The following is a 19943-nucleotide window of genomic DNA, read 5'->3' as shown; positions in this document are numbered from 1 at the left end:
TTGCCAGCCACCAGCGCCGGCGCATTCAGGCCCGGCGTCCGACTGGCCACCACAACAAAAACAACAATGAGGTTTGCCCATGGACAGTCCATCGCGTCGTTCGACGCTGACCATCGCTTTGTGCTTTATCGTTGCGCTGATCGAGGGGTTCGATCTGCAGGCGGCCGGCACCGCCGCCGCCGGATTGCGCCAGAGCTTCGCCCTGGATCCGAAGATGATGGGCTGGGTGTTCAGCGCCGGGATCATCGGCCTGCTGCCCGGGGCGTTCTTCGGCGGCTGGGTCGCCGACCGTATCGGGCGCAAGAAGATCCTGGTCGGCGCGGTGCTGCTGTTCGGCCTGTTCTCGCTGTGCACGGCCTACGTCGAGAGCTATTCGAGCCTGCTGCTGGTGCGCTTCATGACCGGCCTCGGCCTCGGCGCGGCGCTGCCCAACCTGATCGCCCTGTGCGCCGAAGCGGTCAGCGAACGCCGCCGGGGCACGGCCATCAGCGTCATGTACTGCGGCGTGCCCCTGGGTGGCGCGCTGGCGGCGGTGGTGGCGATGTTCTCCAGCGAACATTGGCAGACCACCTTCATCATCGGCGGCCTGGCGCCGCTGCTGGTGGTGCCGCTGATGGCCGGGTTGCTGCCCGAATCCAGTGCCTTTCGCCAACACACCGCCAGTGCCGGCACCCAGCGCGCCTCCACCGCCCAGGCGCTGTTCGGCGCAGGTCGCGCGCGCACCACGCTGGCCCTGTGGCTCAGCTACTTCTTCACCCTGACCGTGATGTACATGCTGCTCAACTGGCTGCCCTCGCTGCTGCTCGAACAGGGCTTCAGCAAACCCCAGGCGGGCCTGGTGCAGATGCTGTTCAACATCGGCGGCGCCCTCGGCTCGCTGCTCGGCGGCCTGCTGCTGGACCGCTGCAACGGGCTCAAGGTGGTGCTGTTCGTGTACGCCGGGTTGCTGGCGGCGCTGGCCGGGGTCGGGCTGTCGCAGGGCATTGCGCCCATGGCCCTGGCCGGATTTGCCGCGGGGCTGTTCGTGATGGCCGCACAATTGGTGCTCTACGCGCTGGCACCGCCCTCCTACCCGACCGCGGTGCGTGCCACCGGCGTGGGCGCTGCCGTGGCCATCGGCCGCCTGGGCTCGGTGGCCGGGCCCCTGGCCGCCGGGCAGATCCTCGCAGCCGGCGCCGGCACCGCCGGGGTTTTGCTGGCCACCTCGCCAGGGCTGGTCATCGCTGCGCTGTCGATCCTCACGGTCATCGCCCGGGCCAACGCCACGCCCGAGCTCAAGCCTGCGCATTGAACCTTGCACAGGGCGGTTACCGGGCTCCCGGTAACCGCGCCAACAAGCTTGGCCCGCGACTGCGCACTGTTCGAGGACGGCCCTAGAACCCCACCGTCGCCGACACCAGCCAGGTGCGCGGCGTCGACAAGGTCAACCCCGCCGCGCTGTCGGACGAGCTTGCGGCCGAGGCCCAGTAGGCGGTGTTGAGCACGTTCTCGACACTGGCGCGCAGGGTGATCGGTTTCTTGCCCAGCTCGAAGGCATAGCGCGCCCCCAGGTCATAGCGCTCCCAGCCGGGGATTTTCTGCTGGTTGGCCGGGTCCAGGTATTGCGAGCTGGAGTGAATCGCCCGCGCGGTCAGGGTCAGGCCGCGCAGGCTGTCGATGTCCCATTCGGCGCCAAGGTTGGCATTGACCACCGGCGAGCCGGTGCCGCGATTGCCGTCATACAGGCCCTGGCCGGTTTCGGTCTGCACGCTGTCGAGCAGCATCAGCCCGCCCAGCAGGCGCACGCCGTCATGGGGCTCGCCGAAGACATTCAACTCCAGGCCCTGGTTGCGCAACTGACCATCGGGCTTGTAGTTGTTGTTCTCGTCGTAGACATAGGACGGCTGCTGGATGCGAAACAGGCTGGCGCTCATGCCGAAACGGCCCAGGTCGTACTTGGCGCCGACCTCCACCTGTTTGCTGCGATACGGGGCGAACACTTGGTTGGCATTGGTGGCGGTGGTCGGGGCGGTTGCGCCCTGGCTCAGGCCTTCCATGTAGTTGCTGTACAGCGACAGCTGATCGGTGACCTTGACCACCAGGCCCAGGGCCGGGGACAGGGCCTTCTCGTCATTCACCGGTTCTTCGCGCACGCCATCGCTCCAGGTGCTGACCTGGACCCGCTGCAAGCGTGCGCCCAGGGTCAGCAGCACCCGGTCCTCGGCAAGGCTCAAGGTGTCGGCCAGGGCCAGGCTGGTGAAGCGGTTTTCCGTGTGGGTGCTGGTGTCGAGGCGATTGGGACGCCCGGGCAACGGCAGCTCCACCGGTCGGTAGAGGTTGCTGACACCGCGCAGGTAGCGCTCGCCGGCGTTGTCGAAATCCATGTTGAAGCGGTTCAGGCTCAGGTTCACGCTGTGCCCGACCGGCCCGGTCTGAAACCCGCTGCGCAGGCCGATGACGGCGGTCTTGACGTCCTCGTCGCGACGGAAGGTGCGCGGGGTCACGGTGAAGTCGCCGGCGCTGTTGGTCACCTGCACCGCATGGCGCAGAAAGTCGTAGTTGCCTTTGCGCGCCCCCAGGGCGGCGTACACCATCAATGAATCGCTGAGGTCATACTCGCCGCGCAGCGCGCCGAAGCTGTCCTTGGAATGGGCATAGGTCCAGGACTGGGCGATGTTGTGGCGGATGTCTTCGGCCTTGGGCATTTTCGCCGTGGCCGCCACTTCGACCCGCTCGATCGGCGCGTCGGCGTGACGTTCCTGGTGCCCCAGGTCCAGGGACAGGCGCAGCCGCTCATCGCGCAGGTCGAGGCCGATGACTCCGGTTTCGCGCTGGAGCTGCTGGTGGTCCCACTCGGTGTCGCCGGACTGGCGCACACCATTGAAACGCAGGCCGAAGCGGTTGCCCTCGCCAAAGCGCCGGCCGATGTCCACCGCGCCACCGGTCTGCCCGGCGGACGCATAGAGCGCGGTGAACTCGGTCAGGGGGCTGTCCGCGGCACGCTTGGGCTCGATGTTGATGCCGCCGCCGACGCTGCCCCGGGGCGCAATCCCGCCCAGCAGCATGCCCGGCCCCTTGAGCACATCCAGGCGCCCGACCATTTCCATGTCGATGGCGTAGGTCGGCAGGATCCCGTACAGGCCGCCGTAGGACACGTCACTGTTGAACAGGCTGAAGCCGCGCACCGAGAACTGCTCGAAACGCCCGCTGGCCGGGTTGGTGGTGCGAACCGAAGGGTCGCTGGCCACGGCGTCGCCCAGGGTTCGCGCCTGCTGGTTCTTCAGCGCCTCGGCGGTGTAGGACGTGAGGTTGAACGGGGTGTCCATGAAATCGCGGTCGCCGAGCAGGCCCTGGCCGCCCTTGCGATCCACCTGGCCCCCGGCATAGGGCTCGCCGCTGACAGGGAGATCGCTGCCGAGAATCGAGGTGGCGGGCAGCGCCAGGCCGCCGGCCTCGGGGACCGGCGCTAGGGTGTAGGCCTGTTCACCCACCGCGTGCAACTGCAGGCCCGAACCCTGCAGCAGCCGGGCAAAGCCCTCCTGCACCGCGAACTCACCGGAAAGCCCGGGGCTGCTGCGCCCTTCGACCAGCCGCGGGTCCACCGCCAGATCGACTCCGGACAGCCCGGCAAAGCGGGTCAGGACAGCGCCCAGGCTGCCGGCCGGCACCTGGTAGCTGCGGCGGCCACCCTCCTCGGCCCAGCTCAAGGGAACCAGCAACGGGCTGGCGCTCAGGCTCAGCAGCAGACTCAGACGCAACAAGGGACGCACAGCAGCAGGCATGACGCAGGGCATTTGAAGAGGCTCTCTTTTTCGTTCACTTACCTGCAATGACAGGCACCTGGAAAAAAGGGGACAGCCCTCAAGCGAGTTTTTTACGCGAACGCAGCGTGACCCAGAAACGCGTCCGCGCCTGCACCTCCAGCGGCAGGCTGGCGGCCAGCAAGGCCAGCACCCGGTCGGTGTCCTCGACACGGAAACTGCCGGTGACCCGCAGCGCCTCCAACTCCGGGTCCCAGCGCAACACGCCGCGGCGGTAACGACTCAACTCGCGCAAAAAATCCCCCAGCGGCTGGTCCTGGGCCAGCAACACCCCTTCGCGCCAACCGGGTATCGCGCTGTCGAAGACCTGCGGCAACCCGGCGCCGGAAGCCTGCAGACTGACCTGCTGCCCGCCGTGCAGGGTCAGGGCCGGCCCCTGCAAAGGCTGCACCTGGACCACGCCGCTGACCACCGAGACCCGACAGCCGAGGCGCTCCTGGCGCACGCAGACTTCGCTCTGGCTGACCCGCACCCGGCCGAAGTCGGTGTACAGGGTCAGGGCCGAATGGCCCGGCACCCTGAGCGCGATCTCGCCCTGCACCAGGGTCAGGCGGCGCGCCGCCAGGTCCAGGTCCAGCGCCGTGGCGGTATTGAGCTGCAGGAAACTGCCGTCGGCCAGGGACAGCTGCCTGCGCTCGCCGGTGGCGGTGTGCAGGTCGGCGCGCCATGCCTCCAGGGGCAATTGCCGGCTCAGCCACCAGGCGCTCGGCACCAGCAGCGCCACCCCCAGGCCACGCTTGAGCAGGGCCCGACGTCCCACTTGTGGGCGGTCGAGGCTGGCCAGGGCCAGGGCCGGGGGCAGCTCGGCGAAACGTTGGCGCAACAGTTGGGCTTTCTGCCAGGCCTGTTCGTGGCTGGCGCAGCGCTCGCGCCATTGTTGCAGGCCCTGCTGGTCGCTCTCGCTGGCGCTGCCGGACTCCAGCAAGGCCAGCCAGCGCGCCGCGGCGCGGGCGACCTGACGCGGATCGCTGCCGGTGGACGAGGTCACAGCTCCACCAGCAGGCAGTGTTCGTAGGCTTGGGCCATGTAGCGCTTGACCGTGCGCTCGCTCACCCGCAGGCGCTCGGCAATCTCGCGGTAACCCAGGCCTTCCAGCTGGCTCCAGAGAAACGCCCGGCGCACCGGATGGGGCAGGCCATCGAGCAGCTCGTCCAGCGCCTGCAGCGCTTGCAGGACAATCCAGCGCTGTTCGGGCGAAGGTACGCAGGCCTCGGGCAGGGTCGCCAGGGCGTTGAGGTAGGCCTGTTCGAGGCTGCGCCGCTGATGGAAGTTGATCAGCAAGCGCTTGCCCACGGTCAGCAGGTAGGCCCGCGGCTCCTGCAACTGGGCCAGGGGTTGGGCGCTGCCGAGCACCCGCAGGAAGGTGTCCTGGCTCAGGTCGGCGGCATCCCAGGCGTTGCCCAGGCGTCGCCGCAGCCAGCTTTCAAGCCAACTGCGGTGCTCACGGTACAGGTTGTCGAAGGTGTGCTCCGTTGGCAGTACGGCGTCATTCATGGCAAGGGCACCCGGCGTGGCACGTTAAATCAAATGAGACTCATTCTATTTAATATCGCTCGCCGGCACACCTTCTTTCGTTGCCCTGGTCCTGGCGTGCCCTGCCCCGCTCATGCCCCATCGGCGCACTGGCCAGGTTCAGACCGGCGCCGCGCAGCCGCCTGGCGTCCCCACGCCACAGCCGGCTACCACAGCGCAATATGGGAGTCCGCCCGGGGCTCGGTGCCGCCACAGAACACGCCGCTGACCGGGTCGCGCAGGATGATCTGGCCGCGTCCGTAGTTGAGCGAGTCGTGGGCGATCTGCACCTGATGGCCGCGCCGGGCCAGGGCGTTGGCCAGATCGCCCGAGGCGCCCTGCTCGATGCCCACGCGCATGTCCCCCAGCCATTGCCAGCGCGGCGCATCCAGTGCGGCCTGCGGGTTGAGGCCGAAATCCACCAGGTTCATGACCATCTGCACATGGCCCTGGGGCTGCATGTAGCCACCCATCACGCCGAACGGCCCGAGGGGCACACCGGCCTGGCTGAGAAAGCCCGGGATGATGGTGTGGAAGGTCTTCTTGCCCGGCGCCAGGGCGTTGGCGTGCGCCGGGTCGAGGCTGAATTCCTGGCCGCGGTTCTGCAGGGCGATGCCGCTGTCCGGCAGCACCACCCCGGAGCCGAAGCCGTGATAGTTGCTCTGGATGAACGACACCATGTTGCCCTCGGCATCCGCCGTGGCCAGGTACACCGTACCGCTGGCATGGGGGTCGCCGGGTTTGGGCGGTTGCGCCTGTTCCGCGATCTGCCCCCGCCGCCGGGCGCTGTAGGCGTCGCTGAGCAGATCGGCCACCGCCACGCGCATGTGCGCCGGGTCGGTGATGTGGTGCAGGCCGTCGCTGTAGGCCAGCTTCATCGCCTCCAGCTGGCGGTGCCAGGTCTGCTGGCTGTCACGCTGGTCGAAGTCGAAGCCTTCGAGGATCTTCAGCGCCATCAGCGCCACCAGCCCCTGGCCGCTGGGAGGGATTTCCCAGACTTGATAGCCGCGGTAATCGACCTTGATCGGTTGCACCCACTGCGCCCTGTAGCCCTCAAGGTCACTGGCCCGCAGGTAGCCGCCGGTGGCCCGGGAATGGGCATCCAGGCGCTGGGCCAGTTCGCCGCGATAGAAGCTCTCGCACAGGCTGGCCGCCAGTTCCTGCAGGGTCCGCGCCTGGGCCGGGTTGCGAAACACCTCCCCGGCCCGGGGGGCGCGGCCGTCGATCAGGAAGGTGTCGAACCAGGGTTGCAGCAGCCGGTCGCGGTGGGGAGCGAACTCCTCCAGGGCGATCTGCCATTGCCGGGCGACCACCGGCGACAGGGGGAAACCGTCCCGGGCCAGTTCGATGGCCGGTTGCAGCAACTGGGCAAAGGGCAGCTTGCCGAAGCGCCGGGACAGCTCGGCCCAGGCCGAGGGGCAACCCGGCACGGTGACCGGGGTCCAGCCATACAGCGGCATCTGCGCGTGCCCGGCGGCCCGCACTGCCTCGATGCTCAGGGCGGCCGGGGCCTGGCCGTTGGCACTCAGGCCATGCAACTGGCCCTGGGTCCAGACCAGGGCAAAGGCGTCGCCCCCCAGGCCGCAGCCCGTGGGTTCGACCACCGTCAGCACTGCGGCGCTGGCAATCGCGGCGTCGATGGCATTGCCACCGCCACGCATGATCTCGATCCCGGCCTCGGCGGCCAGGGGCTGGGACGCGGCGACCATGCCGCGACGGGCATACACGCTCTGGCGTTGTGAGGCGTAGGGGTACTCATGGGCAGAAAAATTCAGCATGGCAAAGGCTCGTGCAAGGGTTGAGGCCGCAAAAAATCACAGCACACGGCTGAGAAAGGCTTGGGTCCGCGGGTGGCTGGGGCGGCTGAAGATCTGTTCCGGCGGCCCCTGCTCGATCAGTTCGCCCTGGTCGAGCACCACCACCCGGTCGGCCACCTCCCGGGCAAAGCCCATCTCGTGGGTGACCACCACCATGGTCATGCCCTCTTGTGCCAGCTGCTTCATCACCTGCAGCACCTCGCCCACGGTTTCCGGGTCCAGGGCGCTGGTGGGCTCGTCGAAGAGCATGGCCTGGGGTTTCATCGCCAGGGCCCGGGCGATGGCCACCCGTTGCTGCTGGCCGCCGGACAGCATCGACGGGTAGTGCCCGGCCTTGTCCGCCAGGCCGACCCGGGCGAGCAAGGCCTGGGCCTGCTCCACCGCTTCGGCCCGGGGCACGCCGAGGACCTGGATCGGCGCCTCGATGATGTTTTCCAGGGCCGTCATGTGGGGAAACAGGTTGAAGCGCTGGAACACCATGCCGATGTCCCGGCGCTGGCGGGCGATGTTGCGCTCGCTATCGCGCACCAGGCTGCCGTCGGCGCGCTCGCGATAGCCCATGGCCCGGCCGTTGACCCGGATCAGCCCGGACTGGATCTGCTCCAGCAGATTGATGCAGCGGATGAAGGTGGTCTTGCCCGAGCCCGAGGCGCCGATCAGCACCACCACTTCACCGCGGCGTACCGACAGGGAAATGCCCTTGAGGATCTGCAGGGCGCCGAACGACTTGTGCAGGTCCCGGGCCTCGATGATCAGGTCTTCACTCTGGTGTGCCATGTTCAACGTCCCCGCAGCAATTTGAAGGTGTGGCGCCCGAACATCCGGTGGCCGGCGGCCGGCGGCGCGGGTCGGTCACTCTGGCCGAAACGCTTTTCCAGCCAGCGCTGGAAGAAGCCCCACAGGGTGGTCAGCAGCAGGAAGTAGAGGGCCACCACCAGGTACAGCTCGAACACCCGGAAGGTCGCCGAAGTGACCATCTGCGTGCTCAGCAGCAGCTCCTGCACGCCGATCACGCTGACCAGGGTGGTGTTCTTGAGCATCACGTTGAACTCGTTGCCCAGGGGCGGAACGATCACCCGGAACGCCTGGGGCAGGACGATGCGCCGCATCAGCTTGGCGAAGGTCATGCCCAGGCAGCGCCCGGCCTCGTACTGGCCCTTGTCCACGGCGCCGATCCCGGCGCGGATGATCTCCGCCATGTAGGCGCCTTCGTTGAGGCCCAGGGCGATGATCGCCGCCTGGATGTTGCCCGGCACCACCAGGCCGAACAGTTGCAGGTCCTCGAAGCGAAAGATCCCGCCAGCCGCCAGGGCGGTGTAGAGAAAGACGATCTGCACCAGCAACGGCGTGCCGCGCATCAGCCACACGTAAAAACGTACCGGCAGGTACAGCAAGGGGTTGCGCGACAGGCGCAGCAGCGCCGCCGCCAGCCCCAGGACACAGCCCAGCGCCATGCCCAGGACACTGATCACGCACGTCAGCCAGAGCCCGGTGAGGTACACCCCGCTGGGTTGCAGCAGGTACTGCCAGAACACATCCCAATTGAAATTCATCGCGGCGCTGCCTCAGTTCAGGGTGTCGCTGCTGACCTGCCACTGGCTCAGCAACCGGGCATAGCTGCCGTCGCTGCGCATGTCGTTGATGATCTGCTGCACCGCAGCGCTCAACTGCGCATCGTCCTTGCGGATGCCCAGGCCGGTGAGGATCCGGCTGAAGGCCGGCACCCCTTCCTGAAACAGGTCCGGGGCCATGGCGGCGTAGTAGCCGGCGGTTTCCACGGTGGTGCCGTAGGCGTCCACCTGACGGATACGCAAGGCCTGGAAGGCATCGGTGTCGCTGTTGTAGACCACCAGTGTCATCGGTGCCTTGCCAGCCTGGGCGAGGCTGGCGTTGTGGGCGTCCAGCAGGGTCTTGATGGTCGAGCCGTTGAGCACCGCAACCTTGCGCCCGGACAAATCATCCAGGCTCTTGATCGCCTTGGGGTTGCCCTTGGGCACCACCACCGACTGGCTGGAATACATGTAGTTGACGATGTCGATCACTTCGCGCCGTTCGGGCTTGTCGAACAGTTGGTCGACGATCATGTCGCACTGCCGGGCCAGCAGCGCCGGGAGCAACCCGGAGAACGGAATCACTCGCCATTGCACCTCCTTGTTGCCCAGGCGGCGAGCGATTTCCAGGCCCAGGTCGACGCTCAGCCCGCGGGGCTTCTGGGCTTGGTCGAAAGACACCAGGGGCGGTGAATCCATCCCCGAGCAATAGGTGAGCTTGTCGACCTGTTGCAGGCGCTCCGGCACCTGGGGCGCGGCGGCGGCCCACTGTGCACAGAGTCCCAGGGATACGGCCACCAGCAAGGCGCGGCGTTTATGCATGACCAGACACTCCACTTCGTTGAACAACGGGGGCAGGATTCAAAGTCAACACAAGGGGCGGGCTCGGGCCCGCTTCTATTGTTCCGTTTGCAGAAACTGGATCAGCGCCGGCACCGTGCCCTCGATGTGCTCGCGCACCACCGCTTCGGCACGCTCGGCATCGCCGGCGCGAATCGCATCGAGGATCACCGCGTGCTCCTGGCGGGCGCTGAGGGGTTTTTCGCCGTGTTGCAGCCACAGGCGCATGGGCGCCTCCACCAGCGAATAGAGGGCCGAGATCTGCTTCATCAGCCGGGGCCGGCCGCTGAGGCTGCACAGGTATTCATGGAAGGCCCGATGGCGGCTGACCCACTCGGCGCTCTCGTCGCGGTAGTCGTCCATCTCGTCCAGCAGCCGTTCCAGGGCCGCCAGCTGGCGCTCGCCGATACGCCCCACCGCCACCCGCACCGCCAGGCCTTCGAGGGCGCTGCGCATCTCGAACACTTCGTGCAGCTCTTCGATGTCCAGGCCGCTGACCACCGCCCCGCGATTGGGCCGCAGGGTCACCAGGCCCTGGGCATCGAGGCGGCGAAAGGCTTCGCGCACCGGCATGCGGCTCATGCCGATCTCGCTGGCGATGTCCTCGGCGATCAGCCGGTCGCCCTTGCGGTAGCGGCCGCCGCAGATCGCCTCCAGGAGAAAGTTGTAGGCCTCCTCCTCGGCGGTCAGCGGCTGGCGGTCAACGTAGGCGGGAGCGAATTGCATAGAGGCACCTTTTGTATTTTTGTATCCAATTATCCATAGATACAAAAAAGCAGAATGCGTGCCAGCTTGGCGCAAGCGGACTCAAGTCATTGATTTGCCGAACCAGTGCTCGATGAGCAGGAAGGTGCCAGGAGCGCGGCCAAGGCCAGGCTGCTACGAAAACGCGCAGGCAGTGAGTCAAAGTGGGGCGTACAGGTTGCGCCTGGTAACAAGCGCCATCGGGGCTGCGGCAACCCCCGGAGCCACCCGGGCGTTGCCGCGATCAACGCCTCAGAACGTCAGGCAGATTTTCCCCAGGTGCGCGCCCGAGGCTTCATGGGCGAAGGCCTTGGCGATCTCTGCCAGGGGGAAGGTGCTGTCGATCACCGGCTTGATGCCGGTGGCTTCCAGGCCACGGACCATCTCGATCTGCTGCTGGCGGCTGCCGACGATCAGGCCCTGCAGGCGTTGTTGCTTGGCCATCAGTGCCGCCGTCGGCACCGGGCCGGCCCAGCCGGTGAGCACGCCGATCAGGGCGATATGCCCGCCGATGCGGCAGGCCGTGATCGACTGCGGCAAGGTGCCCGGGCCGCCGACTTCCACCACGTGATCGACGCCGCGCCCGCCGGTGAGCCTGAGCACTTCGTTGCCCCACTCAGGCTGGGTGCGGTAGTTGATGGTGTGGTCGGCCCCCAGTTCGCGGACCTTGGCCAGCTTGGCGTCCGAGGACGAGGTGGCAATCACCGTGGCGCCCATGGCCTTGGCCAGTTGCAAGGCGAAGATCGACACCCCGCCGGTGCCCAGCACCAGCACGGTGTCCCCGGCCTTGAGCGCGCCATCCACCACCAGCGCGCGCCAGGCGGTCAGGCCGGCGGTGGTCAGGGTCGCGGCTTCGGCGTGGCTGTAGCCTTGGGGCGCGTGGGTGAACCAGTGGCTGGGCTGGATCACCACTTCACGGGCGTAACCGTCGACGCCATCGCCCGGGGTGGTGCTGAAATCGGCAATCGCCGGGCCGCCATCGTGCCAATGGGGGAAGAAGCAGGACACCACCGCATCGCCGACCTTGAACTCGCTGACGCCCTCGCCCACCGCTTCCACCACCCCGGCACCGTCGGCCATGGGAATCCGCCCATCGGCAGTCGGCAGCGCGCCGGTGACCACGGCGTAATCGTGGAAATTCAGGGAACAGGCATGCAGGCGCACGCGGATCTGCCCGGCGCCGGGTTGCCCGGGATCGGCCAGCTCCACGGTTTTCAGGTTGTCCAGGGATGCCGGCAGGCTGAGCTTGATGGCTTGCATGGAATGGGTCTCCACAGATCGATAATTGTCCAGGGGGCTAACCCTACCACCAATACCGGCGATCTGTAGCCGCTGCCGCAGGCTGCGAACGGCTCCGCAGGAGACGCAGGTTTTCAGTGCCGCTAGGGGCTCGGCTCGGGACTGCCAAGCAAGGCCCTGCGGGCCTTTGCGCAGCTTCGCGGGCTCAGCAGCGGCGACAACGCTCAGCGGGTTTCAACGCTCCCCCACCCTGGCTCGCACAAAACACTGCTCGGTCATCGTTGCGCCCCACTGGTCGCCCACCTGCTCCTGCGCCAATACGAAGCCGTGTTGCTCATACAGCGTGCGCGCCGCGTCCAGGCCCTTGAAGGTCCACAAGCGGGTGGCGGCAAAGCCCCACTGGTCGCAGAACGCCAGGGCCTCGCCCAGCAGTCGCCGGCCCAGCCCTCGACCGCGGGCAGCATCGTCGAGGATGAAGCAACGCAGGATCGCCTCGCCGCCCTCGCCTTCCCCATCAATGGCGATGGACCCGACGATCCGCTCGCCCCGCAGCGCCACCCAGACCTGGTTGCGCGGGTTGTGCAAACGCCCCATCAGCTCGGCCATGTCCGCCGCCACCAGGCTTTCGAAGGGCTGACCGAAACCGGCCCGGGCGGCGTAGTAGCAGGCATGCATTTCGGCAATGCGGCCAATCACCCCCGGCCGGTAGCCAGCGGCGATGGACCAGCACTCGGGCGGCTCGGGCGCCTCGCCCAGGCGCACCGCACGCAATGCCCGGGCGTAGTCGGCGATGCCTGTCGAGGCGCAAAGCTGCTGGTCCGCGCTCAGGTGCGCCAGGGCCGCGGCCACCTGGGCCTGGGCAAAACGGTCGATGCCGGCCAGGGTCTGGCGTCCCTGGGCGGTGAGGTGCAGCCGCTTCGAGCGGGCATCCTGCGCATCGGCCTGTTCGCCGATCTCGCCCGCCTCCACCAGCTTGCGCACCAGCCGGCTGACGCTGGATTTCTCCAGGCCCAGCAGCGTCACTAGGTCACTGGCGGTCAAGGCATTGCCCTGGCCGATTTCCAGCAGCGCGTGCACCGCCGAGGGCGGGTAGTCGGTGGCGGCCAGGGTGCTGTGCATGAAGCCCAGCTCGCGAACCATCTGCCGGGAAGCCTGGCGCAATTGAGGGATGAAACCTGCGGATGGGCTCGACATAAGCGTGACCTCGTTCGTGGACTTTTTAGTTGTAGCTTACAACTATATAGCCGACAAGCCCGATGTGCTCGGGCCCTGGTCGGCAGCGATAAAAACTCGAGCAAGCACTAATGAGAAGCATTACCATAAACACCCTTTTCGCCCGCCTCGGTCCCGGAACCTCTATCGATGGTGCCCAATTCTTCGCTACAGCACGCCGTGGGCGAGCTCTACGTCCAGCATCACAACTGGGTGGTGCAGTTGCTGCGGCGCAAGCTCGGCAACCAGGACCAGGCCCTGGACCTGGCGCAGGACACCTTCCTGCGCATTCTGCGCAGCGAGCAACTGCCCCTGTTGCGTGAACCCCGGGCCTACCTCAATACCGTGGCCAGCCGCCTGTGCGGCCAGTATTTCCGCCGTCAGGCCCTGGAGCGCGCCTACCTGGAATCCCTGGCGCAGCTGGAGCCACAGCACCAGCCTTCGCCGGAAACCCGCCTGCTGGTGCTCGAAGCCCTGGACGCCGTGGGCCAGGTACTGGATGGCCTGGGCGCCCGGGTGCGCGAAGTGTTCTTGCTGTCCCAGCTCGAAGGCCTGACCTACCCGCAGATTGCCGAGCGCCTGCAGCTCTCGGTCAACGTGGTGCAGAAAGCCATGCTCAAGGCCTACCGCCATTGCTATGCGGCGGTGTACCCGGGATGAACGCCTTCCAGCCGGTGGACGATCAGGGCGCCTTGGAACAGCAGGTCCTGGACCAGGCCCTGGAGTGGCTGGTGTTGCTGCAATCGGGCATCAGCAACCCCGAGCAGCAGGCCGCCTGCCTGGCCTGGCGCCGGGCCGAGCGGCAACACGAACTGGCCTGGCAACGCCTGGTCGGCATCGGCCAGGACCTGCGTGACAGCACCCGCAGCCTGCCCGCGCCCCGTGCCCGGCAGCTGCTGCAGGCCCGCAGCCACCCCGGGCGGCGCACCCTGCTCAAGGGCATCGTCGGCCTCGGCGTGGTGGCCGCCAGCAGCTGGAGCGTGCGTGAACGGCTGCTGTTGCCGCAGCTGTTCAGCGACTACCACACCAGCACCGGCGAGCGCCGCCAACTGCAACTGGCCACGGGCGCCAGCCTGCAACTGGACACCCGCACCAGCCTCGATCAGCAGCACAGCCCCCTGGGCCTGCAACTGCGGCTCAACACTGGCCGCCTGCTGTTGACCCTGGGCAACGCCGCGCCGCTGCGGATCGTCACCGCCGATGCGTGGATACTGCTGGCGCCCCAGTCGCAACTGATCCTCAGCGTCGGCTGGCCGGGCAGCCACGGCACCCGGGCACAGGTGCTCGCCGGCAGCGGCTCGCTCAGTAACGCCCAGCACCCCGCGCTGAGCCTGGGCGCGGGCCAGCAAGTGGAAATCAACCAGCAGCGGATCGGCGCCCTGACCACAGTGCCCGCCACCGCCAGTGCCTGGACCCAGGGCCTGCTGATCGCCGAGCGCCAGCCCCTGGGCGAGGTGATCGCCGAGCTCGACCGCTATCGCCCGGGCCTCTTGCGCTGCGCCGCCGAGGTCGCCGGGTTGCGCGTCTCCGGCTCGTTCTCCCTGGACCAGCCGGACGCCAGCCTCGACCTGTTGGCCAAGACCCTGCCGATTCGCATCCGGCGGGTGATGGGTTACTGGGCCACCGTGGAGGCCAGCTGATTTTTTCGGTTTTTTTTCCGAAGCGGCGGCAGTTTTTTCAATCTCGTGCATCAAGACCAGGGAAGAAGCTGGAAAACAGCTCAGCGCCAACCCTTCTCAACCCACGGATTTCCCTTATGCACATTCGCCTTACGCCCCTTGCCGCGGCCTTGCGCCCGGTGTTCATCGGCCTGTCCATCGCCAGCACCAGCCTGCCGCTGATGGCCGCCGAAGCCGGCGCCGCCGTGACCGACCGCCAGCAGCGCGACTACGCCATCGCCCCGGGCAACCTGGACCAGGTGCTGGGCGCCTTCGGCCAGCAATCGGCAAGCATGATCGCCATCGATGCCAGCCTCAGCGCCGGCAAGCGCAGCACCGGCCTCAATGGCCGCTTCAGCGTGGACGAAGGCCTGCAGCGCCTGCTCAAACCCCTGGGCCTGCAAGCCGTGGCCGAGGGCGCGGGCTATCGGGTGGTCCAGGCCAGCGGCGGTGAACGGGTCGAGCTGGGGGCGACCACGGTCAGCGCCAACCAGTTGGGCAGCGTTACCGAAGGCACCGGTTCCTATACCCCAGGCACCATCGCCACCGCCACCCGGCTGGTGCTGACCCCGCGGCAAACCCCGCAGTCGATCTCGGTGGTGACCCGCCAGGTGATGGATGACTTTGGCCTCACGGCAATAGACGACGTGATGCGCCACACGCCGGGTATCACCGTATCCACCTACGACAGCGAACGCACCAACTACTATTCCCGCGGTTTCTCCATCGTCAATTTCCAGTACGACGGCATCCCGACCCTGCGTGACGCCCAGTACTCGGCCGGCCAGACCATGACCGACATGGCGCTGTACGACCGCGTCGAAGTGCTCAAGGGCGCGACCGGCCTGCTGACCGGCGCCGGCGGTCCTGGCGGCACCATCAACCTGATCCGCAAGAAGCCCACGTCCGAGTTCAAGAGCAGCATCGAGCTCGGCGCCGGCTCCTGGGACAACTATCGCACCCAGATTGATGTCAGCGGGCCGCTGACCGACTCCGGCAACGTCCGCGGCCGGGCGGTGGCCGCCTACCAAGACAAGAAATCGTTTCTTGATCACTACCAGCGCAAGACCAATGTCTACTACGGCATCCTTGAATTCGACCTGTCACCGGACACCCTGCTGACCCTGGGTGCCGACTATCAGGACAGCGACCCGAAGGGCTCGAGCTGGACCGGCACACGTACCGTCTATGACCCGGACGGCAATTATCTGAACCTGCCTCGCTCGTTCAACAATGGTCCGAAGTGGAGCAGTTGGGAACAATACACCCGTACCGTGTTCGCCACCCTGGAGCACAACTTCGACAATGGCTGGGTCGCCAAGGCCCAGTACAACCACCAGATCAACGGCTATGACGCGCCCCTGGGCTACGTCTCCCAGGACACCGCTACCACCAGTTCGATCTACGCTCGCAAATACACTGGCGAAACCACCAGTGACAGCCTCGACGTCTATGCATCCGGACCTTTCGAACTCTTCGGTCGAGAACACCAGCTGGTAGTGGGCCAGTCCCTGTCGATCTCGGAATGGAAGGGCAAGGACTATTCCGACGCCACCTATTTCGACAACGCCTATGACTTCTACAACTGGCACGGCGAAGCCATCGAGCCCCTGTGGAACCAGCCGACCAAGATCAACGATGAAACCACGCGCCAGACCGGCACCTACCTCACCGGCCGCTTCAGCCTGACGGACGACCTGTCGCTGCTGCTCGGCACCCGCGTCGCCAATTTCCAGGTCACCGGTACCAGCGACACCAAGGAGAGCGGCAAGGTAGTGCCCTATGCCGGCCTGGTCTACGACCTCCACGACAATGTCTCCGCCTACGCCAGCTACACCGAGATTTTCCAACCGCAAACCCAGTACCGTGACCGCACGCGCAAGATGCTCGAACCCAACGAAGGGAAAAACTACGAGGTCGGGCTCAAGGGCGAGTTCTTCGACGGTCGCCTGAACTCCAGCCTCGCCTACTTCGAGGTACACGAGGAAAACCGTCCAATCGCCGACACCATCTACAACTCCAATCCTGGGGTCGACTTCTCCTATATCGCCACCAAGACCAAGACCAAGGGCTACGAAGCGGAGATCTCCGGTGAGCTGCGTCCTGGCTGGCAATTGCAGGCCGGCTATACCCACAAGGTCAGCCGTGATGCCGACGGGGTGAAGGTGGCCACCTGGGAACCGCAAGATCAGCTCAGTTTCTATAGCAGCTACAAGCTCGGCGGCAGCCTCGACAAACTGACCCTGGGCGGTGGCGCCCGCTGGCAGGGTGAGGGCTGGCAAACGCTGTACAACCGTGGCAAGGACCGTTACGAAAAGTTCTCCCAGGACCCGTTCTGGCTAGTGGATCTGATGGCGCGCTACCAAGTCACCGACAACCTTTCGGCGACCCTGAACGTCAACAACCTGTTCGACAAGTCGTACTACACCAACATCGGTTTCTATGACTCGGCCTACTACGGTGACCCACGCAATGTGATGGTGACCACTCGCTGGGACTTCTAAGACCTAGTCCCCCAATCAGTGCACCCTGCCCAATCGGGCAGGGTCGGGCCGCTGACAATCACCTGGTATCGGGTAGCCCGATGCGGCGACCACGGCAGCAAAATCACTACAGCCATCCGCACACTTCTGTTAAAACTCCTGGCTGATCGTTCCGTGGTGAAGCCTTCCATGTCCCCAACCCTGTCCCAGCGCCTGCGCCGTCGCTGGCTTTCCCTGCTGTGCCTGGCCACCCTGATCGTCGGCCTGCCGGTGAGCTGCGCGGTGCTCGAACACCAGGAGCGCAAGTTGGTGTTTCGCATCGAGCCGGGCACCGCCGGCTGGTATCGCGGCCTGCCGAGCACGGTGCAGGAGCTGGAACTCAAGCCGAAAAGCTTCAAGGCCGGGCAGAACCTCCACGCCTGGTGGTGGCCGGCCACGCGCGCCGACGCCCCGGCGATCCTCTACCTGCACGGGGTGCGCTGGAACCTCACCGGCCAGCTGTTTCGCATCGAGCAACTGCACGCCCTGGGCTACTCGGTGCTGGCCATCGACTACCGCGGCTTCGGCCAGAGCCACGGCGACCTGCCCTCGGAAAGCAGCGTGTATGAAGACGCGCGCATCGCCTGGGAGCGGCTCAAGCTGCTGCAGCCCGACGCCCGCAAGCGCCTGATCTACGGCCACTCCCTGGGCGGCGCGGTGGCCATCGACCTGGCCGCCGAACTGGGGCGCACGGCCGCCGCCGAGAAAACCCCGATTGCCGCCCGCGGGCTGATCGTCGAGTCCACCTTCACCAACCTGGCCGATGCCGCCGCCGCGGTGACCAAGACCTCGCTGCCGGTGCGCTGGGTGCTGTCGCAGAAGTTCGACTCCGTCGACAAGATCCGCGACATCGGCATGCCACTGCTGGTGGTGCACGGCCTGAAAGACGACTACGTACCACCACGCTTGAGCAAGGAACTGTTCAAGGTTGCGCTGCAACCGAAAAAGCTGCTGCTGGTGCCCGGCGGCACCCACAACAACAGCATGCGCCTGGCGGGCAAGGACTACGGCCAGGCGATCAATGCCCTGCTGCGGGCCAGGCCGGCGTCCAGCGTCGCCGGCCCGACGGCCAGCGCCGCGCCCACTGGCTGAAGCTGCTGGCTAGGACGCGAGGCCGGGGCTTGGCTGGGGTCGCCAGGCAAGGCCCTGCGGGCCTTTGCGCAGCTTCGCGGGCTCAGCAGCGGCTACAGGAAACCCTCTGTGTAGCCGCTGCCGCAGGCTGCGCAAGGCACCGAAGGGGCCTCGACGCCCTCAGGATCGCTGCACACCTGCGGCTCGTTCGCAGCCTTCGGCAGCGGCTACAAGGCGCTCTGCCCGCCGCTCACGGCCACGCTCGGCAAGGCCGCTGGCGGACACAACGCGTCGCCAATGGTGCGCAACTTCAGGCAGGTTTCCTGGTACTCACTCGCGGGGTCCGACTCACCGACAATCCCGCAACCGGCAAACAGGTGCGCCTGGTTGCCGCGAATCAAGGCCGAGCGCAGGGCCACGGCAAACTCGCCATCGCCCTCGGCGTTGAGCCAGCCCACCGGGGCGGCGTACCAGCCACGGTCCAGTTGCTCATGCGCGCGGATATACCCCAGGGCCTTGGCCCGGGGCAGGCCGCCCACCGCCGGGGTCGGGTGCAGGGCGTCGACCAGTTGCAGCAGGTCCACCTGGGGCCGCAGCCGCCCCAGCACCGGGGTCAGCAGGTGCTGGACGTGGGCCAGGCGGTGCAGTTGCGGCTGCGCAGGAATCTCCAGCATGGCGCAATAGGGCTGCAGCGCTTCGCGCAGGGTCTGCACCACCAGGGCGTGCTCGTGGCGATCCTTGGCGCTGTCCATCAGGCCCTGGCCCAATTCGGCGTCCTGTTGCTCGTGCTGACCGCGGGCGCAGGTGCCGGCCAGGGCCACGGTGTTCAAGGTGCCCCGGGCCACGCGCACCAGACGTTCGGGCGTGGCGCCGAGGAAGCAACTGTCGCCGCGGCTGAAGGCAAACAGGAAGGCCTGGGGATAGGCCGCCCTGAGGTTCTCCAGCAAGGGGCCGCAGGGAATGCTGCGCGGGGCCCGCAGGCAGACTTCCCGGGCCAGCACCACTTTGCTCAGTTCACCGGCGTTGATCCGGCCGATGGCGCCGGCGACGGTGGCCTGCCACTGCTCGGCGCCCGGGGCGTCGTCGTCCTGCCGGGTGCCCACCGGCACCTGCAGTGACGGTGCATGGGCATAGCGGACCTGCAGCAGGTTCCATTCCGCCGCAAGGCCGGCAGCGCAATGGGCCACATCGGCGCCCGGCTCGATCCACAGGCTGAACAGCCAGTGCTGCTGTTCGCCTTCGCGCAACAACAGAATCCGTGGCAGCACCAGGGAGGTGGCGGCGAACGACTGCCACTGAGTACTGCGCGGCGCCTGGGGATCGAAGGCGAAGCCGCCACACAGATAAGCCTTGCGCGGGCCGACCTGATGAGCCTGCTCCAGCAGCTGGCGCCAGGCCTGGGTACTGGCGGCAAAGCGCTCGGCGGCCGGCGGGCTGATTTCCTCGGTGCAGCCGAACCCGGCCAGGGCCAGAGCACCCTGCTCGCTGGACCAGAACAGGCTCTGGCCGAACACCTGGCGGTTGGCGGCAAACAGCCGCAGTGGCTCCAGGCGCTCGGCGGCCAGGCTGAACACCACCAGTACCGCGCGACTCTTGCGCCGAGCCTGGGCCTCGCCTTCACGCAGGGCCTGGGTCAGTCCGGACAGGCACGACTCATTCATTGCCGACTCCTTGCTCAAGCCCGCGCTGAACGCGCCAGTGGCGCACTTGCTGGGCGATGTTCCAGTGGATGATCTGGGCAAACAGCGGCACCACGAACATCGGGTCCAGGCCCGCCTGCTCGGCCCATTGCTGACGCTGCGGGAGCATCGCCGCGACCCGCTCCGGCGCGGCGATGCTGTCCTGGGTCGGCTTGAATTGTGCGGCCGCCTTGACGTAGGCCAGGCGTTGGCCGAGGGCCTGGATGATCTGCTGGTCCAGGGTGTCGATCGCCCAGCGGATGTCTTCCAGGGCGCTGCATTGCTCGGGGGTTTTCATG

At 66.9% G+C, this 19943-nt stretch carries 17 protein-coding genes; 5 read left to right on the top strand and 12 right to left on the bottom strand.

The window, feature by feature from the left end:
- Window positions 1-79: 79 nt before the first annotated feature.
- Window positions 80-1291: a 3-(3-hydroxy-phenyl)propionate transporter MhpT gene (mhpT, locus tag J5M73_RS27640; RefSeq protein ID WP_060839788.1), complete on the top strand. Its 1212-nt coding sequence runs from the start codon at window positions 80-82 to the stop codon at window positions 1289-1291.
- A gap of 82 nt (window positions 1292-1373) precedes the next feature.
- Here the strand turns inward: mhpT and J5M73_RS27635 are convergent, their stop codons facing one another.
- The 10 genes from J5M73_RS27635 to J5M73_RS27590 form a co-directional block, all read right to left on the bottom strand.
- A complete protein-coding gene (locus J5M73_RS27635) occupies window positions 1374-3773 on the bottom strand; it encodes a TonB-dependent receptor (RefSeq protein ID WP_102863119.1) in 2400 nt (799 codons plus the stop codon).
- 67 nt (window positions 3774-3840) lie between these two features.
- Complete coding sequence (locus tag J5M73_RS27630) at window positions 3841-4788, bottom strand: FecR domain-containing protein (RefSeq protein ID WP_060839790.1); 948 nt, start codon at window positions 4786-4788, stop codon at window positions 3841-3843.
- Window positions 4785-5294, bottom strand: a complete 510-nt coding sequence (locus tag J5M73_RS27625) for a sigma-70 family RNA polymerase sigma factor (protein ID WP_060843894.1) — start codon at window positions 5292-5294, stop codon at window positions 4785-4787. The genes J5M73_RS27630 and J5M73_RS27625 overlap by 4 nt, the downstream gene beginning before the upstream one ends.
- A gap of 185 nt (window positions 5295-5479) precedes the next feature.
- Window positions 5480-7090, bottom strand: a complete 1611-nt coding sequence (locus J5M73_RS27620; RefSeq protein WP_207816593.1) for a gamma-glutamyltransferase family protein — start codon at window positions 7088-7090, stop codon at window positions 5480-5482.
- A 36-nt stretch (window positions 7091-7126) separates the two neighbouring features.
- A complete protein-coding gene (locus tag J5M73_RS27615; protein ID WP_207166065.1) occupies window positions 7127-7906 on the bottom strand; it encodes an amino acid ABC transporter ATP-binding protein in 780 nt (259 codons plus the stop codon).
- Window positions 7907-7908: 2 nt separating this feature from the next.
- Window positions 7909-8682 (bottom strand): amino acid ABC transporter permease, encoded by a 774-nt coding sequence (locus J5M73_RS27610; RefSeq protein ID WP_102863115.1) that lies wholly within the window; start codon window positions 8680-8682, stop codon window positions 7909-7911.
- A 12-nt stretch (window positions 8683-8694) separates the two neighbouring features.
- A complete protein-coding gene (locus J5M73_RS27605) occupies window positions 8695-9501 on the bottom strand; it encodes an ABC transporter substrate-binding protein (protein WP_060841967.1) in 807 nt (268 codons plus the stop codon).
- 75 nt (window positions 9502-9576) lie between these two features.
- Window positions 9577-10245: a GntR family transcriptional regulator gene (locus J5M73_RS27600; protein WP_060839795.1), complete on the bottom strand. Its 669-nt coding sequence runs from the start codon at window positions 10243-10245 to the stop codon at window positions 9577-9579.
- A gap of 270 nt (window positions 10246-10515) precedes the next feature.
- Entirely contained in the window at window positions 10516-11523 is a 1008-nt protein-coding gene (locus J5M73_RS27595) for an NAD(P)-dependent alcohol dehydrogenase (RefSeq protein ID WP_207816592.1), read from the bottom strand.
- 213 nt (window positions 11524-11736) lie between these two features.
- Window positions 11737-12696 carry a GNAT family N-acetyltransferase gene (locus J5M73_RS27590; protein WP_207816591.1) on the bottom strand — a complete coding sequence of 320 codons (960 nt, stop codon included), beginning with the start codon at window positions 12694-12696 and terminating at the stop codon, window positions 11737-11739.
- A 168-nt stretch (window positions 12697-12864) separates the two neighbouring features.
- Between J5M73_RS27590 and J5M73_RS27585 the strand changes: the two genes are divergently transcribed.
- The 4 genes from J5M73_RS27585 to J5M73_RS27570 all read left to right on the top strand — a co-directional run bounded on the left by J5M73_RS27585 (window position 12865) and on the right by J5M73_RS27570 (window position 17986).
- Window positions 12865-13374: a sigma-70 family RNA polymerase sigma factor gene (locus tag J5M73_RS27585; RefSeq protein ID WP_102863112.1), complete on the top strand. Its 510-nt coding sequence runs from the start codon at window positions 12865-12867 to the stop codon at window positions 13372-13374.
- Window positions 13371-14354: a DUF4880 domain-containing protein gene (locus J5M73_RS27580; RefSeq protein WP_207816590.1), complete on the top strand. Its 984-nt coding sequence runs from the start codon at window positions 13371-13373 to the stop codon at window positions 14352-14354. The genes J5M73_RS27585 and J5M73_RS27580 overlap by 4 nt, the downstream gene beginning before the upstream one ends.
- A 116-nt stretch (window positions 14355-14470) precedes the next feature.
- Window positions 14471-16876: a TonB-dependent siderophore receptor gene (locus tag J5M73_RS27575; protein WP_207816589.1), complete on the top strand. Its 2406-nt coding sequence runs from the start codon at window positions 14471-14473 to the stop codon at window positions 16874-16876.
- A 168-nt stretch (window positions 16877-17044) separates the two neighbouring features.
- Window positions 17045-17986 carry an alpha/beta hydrolase gene (locus J5M73_RS27570; RefSeq protein WP_207816587.1) on the top strand — a complete coding sequence of 314 codons (942 nt, stop codon included), beginning with the start codon at window positions 17045-17047 and terminating at the stop codon, window positions 17984-17986.
- Window positions 17987-18192: 206 nt separating this feature from the next.
- Here J5M73_RS27570 and J5M73_RS27565 read toward each other — a convergent pair whose 3' ends face one another.
- Together J5M73_RS27565 and J5M73_RS27560 are read right to left on the bottom strand one after the other, a co-directional pair.
- Window positions 18193-19626, bottom strand: coding sequence for an isochorismate synthase (locus J5M73_RS27565; RefSeq protein WP_102863108.1), 1434 nt, complete (start codon window positions 19624-19626; stop codon window positions 18193-18195).
- Window positions 19619-19942: an isochorismate lyase gene (locus tag J5M73_RS27560; RefSeq protein ID WP_102863566.1), complete on the bottom strand. Its 324-nt coding sequence runs from the start codon at window positions 19940-19942 to the stop codon at window positions 19619-19621. Before J5M73_RS27560 ends, J5M73_RS27565 begins: the two co-directional genes overlap by 8 nt.
- Window position 19943: the final 1 nt, after the last annotated feature.

This window comes from Pseudomonas sp. 50_B (genome assembly GCF_017491625.1).
In the GTDB taxonomy this organism is placed as follows: Bacteria; Pseudomonadota; Gammaproteobacteria; order Pseudomonadales; family Pseudomonadaceae; genus Aquipseudomonas; species Aquipseudomonas danubii.
This window is presented reverse-complemented; position numbering and strand designations above follow the sequence as displayed.

Coding starts and splice junctions, on each gene's coding strand:
- J5M73_RS27565 (WP_102863108.1), bottom strand. CDS start 19,626: ATGAATGAGTCGTGCCTGTCCGGACTGACCCAGGCCCTGCGTGAAGGC.
- mhpT (WP_060839788.1), top strand. CDS start 80: ATGGACAGTCCATCGCGTCGTTCGACGCTGACCATCGCTTTGTGCTTT.
- J5M73_RS27585 (WP_102863112.1), top strand. CDS start 12,865: ATGGTGCCCAATTCTTCGCTACAGCACGCCGTGGGCGAGCTCTACGTC.
- J5M73_RS27575 (WP_207816589.1), top strand. CDS start 14,471: ATGCACATTCGCCTTACGCCCCTTGCCGCGGCCTTGCGCCCGGTGTTC.
- J5M73_RS27625 (WP_060843894.1), bottom strand. CDS start 5,294: ATGAATGACGCCGTACTGCCAACGGAGCACACCTTCGACAACCTGTAC.
- J5M73_RS27560 (WP_102863566.1), bottom strand. CDS start 19,942: ATGAAAACCCCCGAGCAATGCAGCGCCCTGGAAGACATCCGCTGGGCG.
- J5M73_RS27635 (WP_102863119.1), bottom strand. CDS start 3,773: ATGCCCTGCGTCATGCCTGCTGCTGTGCGTCCCTTGTTGCGTCTGAGT.
- J5M73_RS27570 (WP_207816587.1), top strand. CDS start 17,045: ATGTCCCCAACCCTGTCCCAGCGCCTGCGCCGTCGCTGGCTTTCCCTG.
- J5M73_RS27595 (WP_207816592.1), bottom strand. CDS start 11,523: ATGCAAGCCATCAAGCTCAGCCTGCCGGCATCCCTGGACAACCTGAAA.
- J5M73_RS27590 (WP_207816591.1), bottom strand. CDS start 12,696: ATGTCGAGCCCATCCGCAGGTTTCATCCCTCAATTGCGCCAGGCTTCC.
- J5M73_RS27605 (WP_060841967.1), bottom strand. CDS start 9,501: ATGCATAAACGCCGCGCCTTGCTGGTGGCCGTATCCCTGGGACTCTGT.
- J5M73_RS27615 (WP_207166065.1), bottom strand. CDS start 7,906: ATGGCACACCAGAGTGAAGACCTGATCATCGAGGCCCGGGACCTGCAC.
- J5M73_RS27610 (WP_102863115.1), bottom strand. CDS start 8,682: ATGAATTTCAATTGGGATGTGTTCTGGCAGTACCTGCTGCAACCCAGC.
- J5M73_RS27620 (WP_207816593.1), bottom strand. CDS start 7,090: ATGCTGAATTTTTCTGCCCATGAGTACCCCTACGCCTCACAACGCCAG.
- J5M73_RS27600 (WP_060839795.1), bottom strand. CDS start 10,245: ATGCAATTCGCTCCCGCCTACGTTGACCGCCAGCCGCTGACCGCCGAG.
- J5M73_RS27580 (WP_207816590.1), top strand. CDS start 13,371: ATGAACGCCTTCCAGCCGGTGGACGATCAGGGCGCCTTGGAACAGCAG.